Annotated in this window: 6 protein-coding genes; 2 read left to right on the forward strand and 4 right to left on the reverse strand. The window is 59.3% G+C overall.

Going from position 1 to position 11,539, the window contains the following annotated elements:
- The first annotated feature begins 11 nt into the window (after positions 1-11).
- Together AC1RME_RS17845 and AC1RME_RS17850 are read left to right on the forward strand one after the other, a co-directional pair.
- Entirely contained in the window at positions 12-3,155 is a 3,144-nt protein-coding gene (locus AC1RME_RS17845) for a transglycosylase domain-containing protein (protein WP_096818536.1), read from the forward strand.
- Between the two features lie 150 nt (positions 3,156-3,305).
- The gene (locus tag AC1RME_RS17850) at positions 3,306-8,327 is read left to right on the forward strand and encodes an NEL-type E3 ubiquitin ligase domain-containing protein (protein ID WP_493091584.1); all 5,022 of its coding nucleotides are present in this window, start codon (positions 3,306-3,308) and stop codon (positions 8,325-8,327) included.
- Positions 8,328-8,379: 52 nt separating this feature from the next.
- Here the strand turns inward: AC1RME_RS17850 and AC1RME_RS17855 are convergent, their stop codons facing one another.
- The 4 genes from AC1RME_RS17855 to AC1RME_RS17870 all read right to left on the reverse strand — a co-directional run bounded on the left by AC1RME_RS17855 (position 8,380) and on the right by AC1RME_RS17870 (position 11,511).
- Positions 8,380-9,633 carry a hypothetical protein gene (locus tag AC1RME_RS17855; RefSeq protein ID WP_096818539.1) on the reverse strand — a complete coding sequence of 418 codons (1,254 nt, stop codon included), beginning with the start codon at positions 9,631-9,633 and terminating at the stop codon, positions 8,380-8,382.
- Positions 9,634-9,677: 44 nt separating this feature from the next.
- On the reverse strand, positions 9,678-10,181 hold the full coding sequence (locus tag AC1RME_RS17860) for a CS1 type fimbrial major subunit (protein WP_096818541.1): 504 nt from the start codon (positions 10,179-10,181) through the stop codon (positions 9,678-9,680).
- An 89-nt stretch (positions 10,182-10,270) separates the two neighbouring features.
- Entirely contained in the window at positions 10,271-10,762 is a 492-nt protein-coding gene (locus tag AC1RME_RS17865) for a CS1 type fimbrial major subunit (protein WP_493072495.1), read from the reverse strand.
- A 5-nt stretch (positions 10,763-10,767) separates the two neighbouring features.
- A complete protein-coding gene (locus AC1RME_RS17870; protein WP_096818544.1) occupies positions 10,768-11,511 on the reverse strand; it encodes a pilus assembly protein in 744 nt (247 codons plus the stop codon).
- Between the last annotated feature and the right edge of the window lie 28 nt (positions 11,512-11,539).

Here is an 11,539-nt window from a genome sequence, read left to right on the forward strand (position 1 = left end):
ATCAATCGACTATGGGCGCTTTGTGGCAAACCGATTCGAGTGAAAAAGTGGTTCCGACTGAACGTGTGGATGAAGCGCCTGCACCTGAGAAACCCCGTCGTAATCGGCATGGGTGGAAGGCTTTCTGGCTATTGCTATTGATCATTGCAATTGTGGTGGGCCTGGCCGCGACCAAGGAAATGCGCACCTCGCGTTTTCAGTCCCGCGAGGTCAGCCAGTACGCCGCCAGACTGACCTATGAACTGCAACCGGGCCCCAGCGAAGCCATTCGTTATCCGGGCAACGGGCCGTTCGATCTGCGTCTGGGCTACAGCTCGCTGGACGAATTTCTGCCTCGGTTGCTCAAGCGCAATTATGTGATCACCGAACAGACGCGCTTCTCGCCAGCGCTGCTCGGCTATACCGACAAGGGCCTGTTCGTGCCCTACTCCGAGAAAATCCAGGCCGGGCTGTCGATCACCGATTGCCGGGCCGCGCCGCTGTATCAGTACAACTATCCGCAACAGCTGTATTCGAGTTTCGAGTCGATTCCGCCGGTGGTGGTCAACAGCCTGCTGTTCATCGAAAACCGCTTCCTGCTCGATCCCAAACAGCCGATGGCCAACCCGGCGGTGGACTGGCCGCGCTTCGGCATGGCCGCGTGGTCGCAAGTCGCCAAACTCTTGCACTTGCCAGGGCAGTCGGCGGGCGGCAGCACCCTGGCCACCCAACTGGAAAAATATCGCCACTCGCCTGACGGACTGACGGTGAACGGTGCCGAGAAAATCCGCCAGATGATTTCCGCCAGCGTGCGCGCCTACCAGGCCGGCCCGGATACCTTGCCGGCCCGGCGCAACATCATTCGTGACTACCTCAACAGCGTGCCATTGTCGGCGGTGCCGGGGCATGGCGAAGTCCACGGCATGGCCGAGGGTTTGCGGGTCTGGTACGGCGCCGACTTCAATGAAGCCAACGCAAAACTGGCAAGCACTGCGACTGATCCGAAGACCCTGGCGGACAAAGGCCTGGCCCTGCGCGAAATGCTCTCGCTGATGATCGCCCAACGCCGCCCTTCCCATTACCTGACCAAGGGCCGCGAAGAACTGGCCGACCTCACCGACAGCCACTTGCGCCTGCTCAAGCAGAACGGTGTGATCGACGCGGCGCTGGCCGATGCGTCCCTGGCCAGCAAGGTCACCTACCGCGACTGGCAGACCCAGCCGACCATCCAGCCGATCGAGACCAACAAAGGCATCAGCGTCGCGCGCAGCCGTCTGGCCTCGATGCTCAATCGTCCGCTGTACGACCTCGACCGCCTCGACCTCTCGGCCACCAGCACCCTGCAAGGCGAGCTGCAAACCCAGGCCACCGCCTACCTGAAAAAACTCGCCGACCCGGCCTATGCAACCGAAGTCGGGCTGATGGGCGAGCGCCTGCTGACGCCCACCAGCACCACTCAGGTGCGCTACAGCTTCACCCTGTTCGAGCTCACTCCGGACGGTTCGCGAGTGCGGGTGCAGACCGACAGCACCGACCAGCCGTTCGACATCAACGAGGGCAGCAAACTGGAACTGGGCTCCACGGCGAAGATGCGGGTGCTGACCACCTACCTGCAAATCATCTCGGAACTGCATGACAAGTACGGCGCCATGACCGTGCCGGAACTGAAGAAAGTCGACGTGCCGGATCAGGATCGCCTGACCCAGTGGGTGATCGATTACCTGATCCAGAACAAGGATCACGATCTGTCGAAAATGCTCGGCGCCGCCCTCGACCGCAAATATTCCGCCAGCCCCGGCGAAGCGTTTTTCACCGGTGGCGGCCTGCACGTGTTCCACAACTTCCGCAAGGAAGATAACGGCCGCATGCCGACCTTGCGCGATGCCCTGCGCGAGTCGATCAACCTGCCGTTCATTCGCCTGATGCGCGATCTGGTGCGTTACACCACCTATTCCGGCCCCAACAACAGCGCCGAATTGCTCAAGGACGACCGCGACCCGCGTCGTCAGGAATACCTCGCTTCGTTCGCCGACCGCGAAGGCACCTCGTTCCTGCTCAAGTTCTGGAAGAAGTACAAGAACAAGGACACCCAGGCCCGGCTCGATACGTTCCTCGACAGCATGCGCCCGACGCCGATCCGCATGGCCGCCGTGCACCGCTATCTGCTGCCCAACGCCAGTCAGGAAGACTTCAACACCTTCGTACGCTCGCACCTCAAGGGCGTCAAAATCACCGAAAAGCTCACCGACGAGCGCCTGGAACGCCTCTACCTCGCCTACGGTCCCGGCACCTATGATTTGCCGGATCAAGGCTTCATCGCCAAGGTCCACCCGCTGGACCTGTGGCTGATCGGCTACCTGCTCAATCACCCGGACGCGACCTGGGGCCAGATCGTCAAGGCCAGCCAGTTCGAGCGTCAGGAAGTCTACAGCTGGCTGTTCAAGAGCAAGCACAAGGGCGCCCGTGACAGCCGCATCCGCACCATGCTGGAGATCGAGGCGTTCCTCGATATCCATCAGCGCTGGCAGAAAGTCGGCTATCCGTTCGATCACCTGGTGCCGTCGCTGGCCACGGCCATTGGCAGCTCCGGCGACCGCCCCGCCGCGCTGGCCGAGTTGATCGGCACCATCCTCAACGACGGTGTGCGCATGCCGACCCTGCGCATCGACAGCCTGCATTTTGCTGCCGGCACGCCTTACGAAACCAAACTGGTCAACGACCCTCACGTAGGTAAACGTGTGATGCCGTCGGAAGTGGCCACGGCGATGCGTGAAGCGTTGTCGCAAGTAGTGGACTCGGGGACGGCCAAACGTGTTTCCGGCAGTTTCAAACTGAGCGATGGAACACCGCTGACCATGGGCGGCAAGACCGGTACCGGCGACAACCGGATCGAGGCGATCGGCTCCGGCGGACGGATTCTCAGCTCGAAATCGATCAACCGCACGGCCACCTTCGTGTTCTACATCGGTGACCACCATTTCGGCACGCTCACCGCGTTCGTGCCGGGACGCTCGGCGGAGAACTTCAAGTTCACTTCCGCGTTGCCGGTGCAGGTGCTCAAGGGCATGGCGCCGATTTTGATGCCCTATCTGCAACCGGGCAGTGATTCGCAATGTCGGCCACCGCAGGTTCCCCAGGTGGCCCTGATGAACCTGCCATCGCTTAACCCCGATTGAAGTTGTGGAGGCAATAATTAATTATTTTATGCATTCCAATATTCAATGATTTGCCTGCCAGGCTCGCACTCGAACAGCAGGCTTTTGAACTAATTCTCTGCACTCTTGAACGTTAGGCTGAACCTTCCTGACTTATTCAAGGCTGTACCCATGACCGCAACAACTGAATACAAAGGGCAACATTACGAATTAATCAAATCGCGGATCGATCCGGTATTTATCGATATGAAGCCGCAACACGGCGAAGCGTTGAGAAAGATCAAACCTCGCCATGAGCCGTGGATGACGCCGCAACTGGCCAGGGTCAATAAAAACGCCTGGGCAGCCCGTAACAGCGCCGACAAGGCACTGACCCGACTGAAAGACGTTCACTCGTTTGCCGAACCGCTGCTCAAGGCCCGTTTACGGGAAAAAACCGGCATTGATGTCGACACCGGAAATACGTTTCTGATGCTGTATCGCGAAGCCACATCGCCTTGGTACGTGATAGGGACATTAGGGGGTTCAACTACAAGAAAAGTTTCATTACTCGAAGCCGCGTTGAACAACTTTTCCTATAACGAAACTTACGCATCGAATTCCGCGTTTCTCGTCAAAAGAGAACATGTGGATGATCAGTACGATATTTCGCCACTTGATCGACTGATGACCGTTGCCCAGTTCCAGACGCTGTGTCGGGAACTGGATATCGGCAGGCTCTATCAAGCGCACCTGCAGGAAATGCTGTTGAACGACGAGCCGGTGGCGCGCAGTTATGTGCAGTCACGGGTTGTACAGAGTCACAAGGCCACGCTGCAGGCAGCCGCGCACATGGCGTTGGCGAAAAAAGAGATCAGCCGCGAAGGTTTTCAACTGATTCGCGCCCTGCTCGATGGTCGCGTGGCACTCAAGTTTGGCCAGCAGCCGATGCAGGCGTGCGAACTGAACATCATGGATCTGAAGATGACCGGCATCCTGATCCTGCGTCCCGATCCCGCTCAGCCGCTGCACTCCTCGCGAGTCATCGTCTACGTCCCGCACGACCCCGAACATCCGTTGAAGGAATACGACTCCCACCTCGCCTTTCTCAAGGAACTGACCGGTCAGTTGCAGAGGAACGAAACCCTGGCCTCCACCGGTGGCAATTACTGGCAGTTCTTCAGCCAGTTCGTCGATCACCATGAACGCGGGCACTTCTTCGCCGATCTCAAACAGCGTCTGACGCATGTGAATTGGTATCCACACGAACGTGGAGACTCGCGTCCGTCCTGGCGCGAAACACCGATCAGCAACCTGAACCTGCAATACGGCGCGACAGCCATCACCGGGCCATTGTGGGAATCTCTCTATCAGCGGCAGCTCGACAAGATCCTCAACGATGCACGCAACATTGCCGTGCCTACCGCCGATGCGGACAAGAGCGCGCGCGCAGACTGGTGGGCGAACGTCTTCAAGATTGTCCAGGACATCCTGAACGTGGCGGTGATGGTGGCTGCGCCCTTTGTGCCTGTCGTCGGCCTTGCAATGCTTGGCTACACCGCCTGGCAATTGACCAATGAAGTCATCGAAGGTGTGGTGGATCTGACGCTGGCCCATTGGGAAGAAGCCGCGGAGCATGTGGTGGGGGTGGTCAACGATGTTCTTCAACTGGCGGCTTTCGCCAGTGGCGCCCTGATCGCCAAGCCGTTGCTGCTGAAGCTGTCTCCGTTGATTGAAAACATGAAAGCGGTGCGTTCGTTCGATGGCCGCACGCGCTTGTGGCACCCGGATATCAAACCGTACGAGCAGTCGCAACTGACGCTGCCGGGTGGCTCAAGGCCGAATGACCTGGGTCTGCATCAACACGCCGGCAAGTCTGTACTGCCGCTGGAGGGCAGGCACTATACGGTCAGGCTCGATCGCAACAGCGGCCACTATCGTGTCGAGCACCCTTCCCGACCGCAGGCTTATTCACCACGACTGCAGCACAACGGCCGGGGGGCCTGGACTCACGAGGCCGAGTCCCCCCATGAGTGGGAAGGCGCGCGCCTGATGCGCCGAATGGGTCACTCGGTCGACGGTTTCAGTGATGCCGAGCTGGAGAGAATGCGCCGCATCAGTGGCACGCCGGTCGACTCTCTGCGCCGGATGCATGTGGAAAACAGCCCGCCACCGCCGTTGCTGGACGATACGCTCACCCGCTTCAGGACCTGGCAGGAAGCCAAAAACGTCGGCGAACTCATTCGCACCGGACAGCCGCTCTATCCAGAATCGCACTGGTTCGACCGGATAGTCCCTGACATGCCGGGCTGGCCTGCCGACAAGGCCCTGAGGGTCTGGCAAAACAACGATCTGACCGGTGCTTACAGACAATACGGCAACCCTCGGGCATCTTCCCGTCAGACATTGTCCATCGGCATTGCCGATGTAATGGACAACAAACTCCCTGAGCGGCTGGTGGACTTTCTCGACGACGTCGACATGCAATCCCTGCTCGGCGGGAACTACCCGAAAGCCCAACGAGCGCAAATCTTGCGCAACCAGTTGGCCGAGCTCGCGGTTACCCGGCGAATGGAGATTTTCGACTATCAGTACAACTTCAAGAATCGCACGCCCGATACCGGGGCCCAGTTGATCCAGCGCCTCTTTCCGCGGTTGCCTGCACGGCTCGCCGAATCGGTGGCAGGCGAGGCGACAGCTGCCGAACACAGCATCATGACCGACCAGCAACGCCTCCCGCTGCGCCTGAAGAGTCAGGCTCGCGAAATCGAATTCGAGGTTCTGGCGACCCGGGCCACTGAGGGCGTGCATGATCCGGCACTGCTGATACCCGACACCGAACGCCTCGCCCTGAATGCCTTGAAGGTCCACACCGACACTTACCAGGACTGGCGCATCGAGGTGCGCGAAGGCACGGACGACGGCCAGCTGCGCTGCAGCGCGGGCCCCGATGCTGCCACCACGGTGCGCAGGCTGATCAGGGACGAACACGGCCGCTATGAGGTGCATGACGCAGCTCACAACGGACTGCACGAGGCTGCCGGTTTCTACGACGCCGTACTGTCAGCCTTGCCCTCAGCCAAGCGCACGGCCCTTGGCTATCGCATCGGTGAAGGGCGAATGTTCAGGCAATGGGTGATGCTCATGAGCGAGACGCCGGCCGAACGCAGGACGTTGCTGGCCCGCCCCTCCGTCCACCCATTCGTCCCGCTGGAAACGGAACTGCTGTTGCGCGGCCCGAGGCTCTCCAAGGCACCGCTGACCGTGGAAGAGAAAGTCAGAAATCTCTACCCGCATTTCAGCGAAACAGAAGTGACGGCGTTCACCCGGTCATTGCACTCCACGGGAGATGCACACTGGAAAATCGCGCGGCTTGAAAGTGAACTCAAGACGTTGAAGGAAAAACTGGAAGCCTGGAGACAGAGCTACCTGAGCAGTTGGGACGCCGACACCCCTGATGCCAACCAGCCTCGTGCCTATCATGACTATCAGCACAAAGGCGGGCGATACATCGCCGATCGCCTGCTGGAGTGTTTCGAACGCAGATCCGAGGTGTTCCAGGAGCGCAGCACCAGCCTTGAGAGCGGGTACGCGCTGGACTTGTCGAAAGAGATGCTGCCCCATGACCTTCAGCATTGGTGGAGGCAGTTGCCCGAAGGCCTCAAACCCTGGCTCGATCAGGTCACGACACTGAACCTGGACGGTCAGGGGTTCTCTTCGGCCTCGAACGGGTTGTTGAAGGATTTCCCTCAGCTGCGTCAACTGAGCGCCAGACACTGCGGTCTCAAGACCCTGCCGGCCAGTATCGGTCAGATGCGGCGTCTGGAAACCCTGCGTCTGAACGACAACCAGCTGCAACTGACACCCACCAATGCGCAGCAATTGAACACGCTGACACGCCTGGAAATCCTGAGGCTGGACAACAATCCCGTCAGCATGCCCCTGTCGGTCGGGCGCATGCCGAGGTTGCGAATCCTGAGCCTGATCAATACGCAGATCGACGCCTGGCCGCTGGGTCTGTTCGATGTTTCCCGCCCCCGAGGATTCTTTCTCGATCTGGGCAACAATCCGCTCAGGTACATCCCCGAAGTCGCGCCCGGTTCCAATGAAGCACGACTGATCGCCCGCACTCGCGTCCATCTGGATCAACTCACCAGACGAGCCCGCTCCACCTACGAGCAATATCGAAGGTCAGTGGGTATGCGCCCTTCGCAAAGCTACGCGACCATTGCTGAAGATTTGCTGGAGCAATGGCCGGTTTCCGTGGACACCGAACTGGCTGATGAAACGCCCGGCATCGGGGCTCTTCGCCCCGAGGCGTGGCACGAACTGGCTAGCGAACCCGGCTCCGACGGATTCTTCCAGGTGCTGCAGGATCTGACCCGTTCTGCCGATTACGAACAGGGTGGCGAAGCGCTGGATCAGTTGACCGACCGTGTCTGGCGAATGGTCGACGCCATGGACATCGACACCCGACTGCGCGAAGAGCTGTTCCTGATGTCCACCGATCCCGAAGGTTGCGAAGATGCCGGGGCCCAGTTGTTCAACAGCATGGGAATACGCGTACTGGCGTCGGAGGCACGCACCTTTTCCAGCTCTCCCGAGGAGCTTGAACGCCGATTGGCGACACTGGCCAAAGGCGCTGCACGACTCAAGCAAGTGAACGAGATCGCCCGAGCCGATATCGCGGCCCGAGAAGGCGAACCGGACGAGGTTGAAGTCCATCTGGCCTATGAAACAGGCCTGGCCAGACGCCTTGAACTGCCCTGGCAGTCCGAGGCCATGAAATTCCGTCAGGTTGCCGGGGTCAGCGATACAACCATTGATGACGCCTACGACAGCATTGTCGATGATGAAGCCGGTGACGGTCTGATCGACCAGATGCTCGACCAATCCTTCTGGGATCAGTATCTGCGTGAGACCTGGCCGGGAGAAATCGAAGCCAACACCCGTGCGCATCAGGAAAAAGCCGATCGGCTGATCGATTTGCGGGCAGCCCAGGCGAGTTGGGTCGAATCCGCTGATCGTTCACCGCCACTCAGGCGGACACTCGCCGAACTGGCGCGCAAACTCTTCATACCGGACGCAGCGGTCTTCACACCGGAAAAAATGAGCCAGAAGACTTACGACGAGTTGCTTGAAGGCATTGGCCGGCAGGAGAAAACGCTGAAACGAAGACTGACTCGCGAGGCCATGGCCCGCGCAAGGATCTGACCCGACCGGAGTCACCTGAAGGCAACCGGCCCGGTTGCCTTCAAGGCGGGCGTCAGACTTCCGAATCCCAGATCACCGTGACATTGCCGGCGTATCGTCTGGCCTGGCCGGGCTGCAGCATCTGTTCGACGTAGTCCCTGGGTATTTCGAAATGCAACGTGCCCGCGGTCCGCTCCAGAAAGCGGTCCGGTTGAAAGCCCGGAGCATTCGGGCTGGAGGTCAGCGGCCGACGGCGCACCGGCTGACCGGCATCGTCGGTGATACTGTCGGGTAGGCTGACGCTCACGAAAACCTGTGCATCGGCTCCGCCACCCTCCGTATCCCGTAACCCGCAGGACTGCGCACCGCCGTGCTTGCATTCGACAAACATCTTGAACCGCGACGACGACGAAATGTTGAAGGTCTGATCGCGGAACAATCGCACCGGTTTGCGCCCCTGTTGCAGCCAGGCCTGCCAGCCGCCTTGCGGCACCAGTACGACCTTGTTGCCGCCGGGGGGAATGTCGACCTTGAGCACATGCTGCACATCCAGCACGAACCTGAAGGTCACGGCCGAATTGTCCGGCAACAGATTGTCGCCGGTGTCGATGTCCATGCCAGGGCCGACGCCGTAAGTCAGTGCGCCGGTGTACAGGCCGGCCGACATCTGCAGCGGATTCGGCGTACGCAGTTCATAGGCCACGTCCAGATAACCGTACGACATCCACGGAATCATGAATGCCGTCTGTTTGGCGCACGTCCCTTCGGCAGGTGTTTTCCAGAAGAAGCGATAGAAATCCGGCCCGTAGGATGACATCGCTCCGGCGCGGCAAGGTAACGGCGCAATTACCCAACTGGTTCCCCAGAGTTTGAAATGCGCCTGCTGATCATCGGTTTCACCCGTCAGGCTGGCCGCCGTGTCGCTCAAGACATACTGGGAACCAAATCCGCCGATGCGCATTTCCACCGTTGCCGATTCACCGGTAAACACATTGGTGACCACCAGGCTGCGCCATTGCGCCGGCATCTTGAACATCGCGCCGTTACGCTCGGACGCCCCCGGTTCGATCGCTCGTATTGAAGCGAAACGCAGTGGCAGGCGAACACCCGACAGGGGTTTGCAATCGTTTGGATAAGTGCCGCAGTAGCCGCTCTGGGGTGTCTGGTTGATGAAGGTGTTGGTCTGTGGATTGGCCGGATCGGGAATGTAGACCGCACGGATTTCCTGCGTCACCGCCAATGCCGCTGACGACAATAGCCCTGCGCACACACCGCACCACCCTTTGGCCTGATTGAACCTGTTGATCTTGCGCAACCCTGAAACCATTACCAGCTCCTTGCTCAGCAATCGGTCTGTTGTACTTCAAGCGATCAGCCCGCCGGGGCCGCCACGTTGAAAATGATGTTGACGCTGCCGTAGTAATCGCCCGGTTTGTACCCGTCCGGGTGGACCCGTGGTTCGATTTCCAGTTGCACCCGTTTTCCCGCCACCGCCTCCTCACGGGACACGACCTGGCGCGGTACCGGATTGTGGTTCAGTTCGACGCCGTTGAAGGTGACGCGCAGGCTGATGTCATCCCGCGAGTCCTGGCCGCTGGAGAGAATGGCGAAACTGTCGAGACGGGCTTCGATGGCGTTGCTGTCGGTGCGCACATCGAAGTTCTTGCGCAAACCACCGAGGGTGGACGTCCTCAGGTCCCAGGGCAGCGTCTGCTGATGGTGGATCCAGTCCGATTCGCTGGGTATCACATAAAATTCCAGGGTCGGAATATCCACCGAGACTTCAAAGATGTGTTTCTCCTGCGCCGCAAATACGCCTCCCACCATTGGTGTCGAGACGCCGATGGTCACGGCAATGACCGCTTGCTTGATCATGTCACTTCCTTTTGCGTGGATAAAAAACCGCCTCCCTGGCGGCTTCGTTTCCGGACGGTGACCCTGTCAAGCAGAGTCGCCGATACCTTTCATTCCCCTGGAGATTTGGCGTTGAACACCAGATTGACCGTGCCAGAGTAGTCGCCGGGTTTGTAAACCCCTATCTTGACGGGTTTGATTTCCAGCAACACCCGGGCCCCCCCGGCGGCCATTTCCCGGGATACCACTTCACGGGAAGGAATACTCGCGGGCACTTGCACACCGTTGAAAAAGACATGCAACTGAATCAGTTCATCCTCCTTGCCGGTTGACAGGTAAGGCGCCCCCTCAAGGCGAGCCTCGATGGCACTGGTGTCGTTACGTACATCGAAATGCTTGCGCAAACTGCCCAGCGTCGAGTTCACAGGATCCCAGTCAAGCCTCTGAGGACGGTGAATCCAGTCCGACTCCGACGGAATAACGTAAAAAGGTCGGCTTGGGACCGACAATGCCACCCGGAAAGTATGCTCTTCACGGGCAGCCCGGCTCTCCTCGCTGCCCCAGAGCGCCATCAATGCAATCCCCATCCACAGCTTGTTCATGGCCATTACCCGCCCGCCACTTTCAGGTCCTTGCGGTGTTCACCCTCGATCAATTTGAAGCGGTACTCACGACCCGCCTCTTTGTCGAAAGCAAACGTTCTGCCGGCCAGGACATGGTGCTTGGTGGTCGCGCCACATTCGCTTTCCCGTGCTTGCGAGCAGTTCTTGAACTCATCGACGACCAAAACCGTATTGCCGTTGTTTCGCAACTCATAACGTTTCGGGGTTTCATTGACCACCGTGTCATAACGGCTGTCCTTGGGGCGCACAAAAAACACAATGCCAAAACCGGTCATCACATTGACACCCGCCGACAAGGCTTTCTTGTAGTCCTCGCGCTCCTCGCTGGACACCACGAAGTTGTCCTCCTTCTCCGGTACCACCGGCACGAAGCGCACCCGAAAGTAACGTTCGCGCTCACGTTCGCCCATATACAGCAGGCGCGTGCCCTGCATCCCCTTCGCCGGAATGATCAACCGCGCCGGGCTGGCCATCAGACCATTGCGGGAGGCGCCGTCGGCGGAGGCCTCAACCGGAATTTCCCGGGGCTTGCCATCAGGGTCGTAGACAATTTCCAGTACGTTGACCTTGACGAAGGCCGTGCTGTCACCGCTGTTGAACACGCGTTTCAGATAGGTACTTTTACTGCCATCCAGATAGTCGTATACGGTGCCAACATTGATCTGCGGCCCGGCATTCGCGGCTCCACAGAGCAGTCCCAGCACACTCGACAAAAACAGACGTTTCATCGTTTTCCACTCCATAAAAAATAACGGC

It is taken from the genome of Pseudomonas sp. GW822-FHT03F08 (genome assembly GCF_058801265.1).

Excerpts from the sequence above, each read along its gene's own strand:
- AC1RME_RS17845 (WP_096818536.1), top strand. The coding sequence starts at position 12 with ATGGGCGCTTTGTGGCAAACCGATTCGAGTGAAAAAGTGGTTCCGACT.
- AC1RME_RS17850 (WP_493091584.1), top strand. The coding sequence starts at position 3,306 with ATGACCGCAACAACTGAATACAAAGGGCAACATTACGAATTAATCAAA.
- AC1RME_RS17855 (WP_096818539.1), bottom strand. The coding sequence starts at position 9,633 with ATGGTTTCAGGGTTGCGCAAGATCAACAGGTTCAATCAGGCCAAAGGG.
- AC1RME_RS17860 (WP_096818541.1), bottom strand. The coding sequence starts at position 10,181 with ATGATCAAGCAAGCGGTCATTGCCGTGACCATCGGCGTCTCGACACCA.
- AC1RME_RS17865 (WP_493072495.1), bottom strand. The coding sequence starts at position 10,762 with ATGAACAAGCTGTGGATGGGGATTGCATTGATGGCGCTCTGGGGCAGC.
- AC1RME_RS17870 (WP_096818544.1), bottom strand. The coding sequence starts at position 11,511 with ATGAAACGTCTGTTTTTGTCGAGTGTGCTGGGACTGCTCTGTGGAGCC.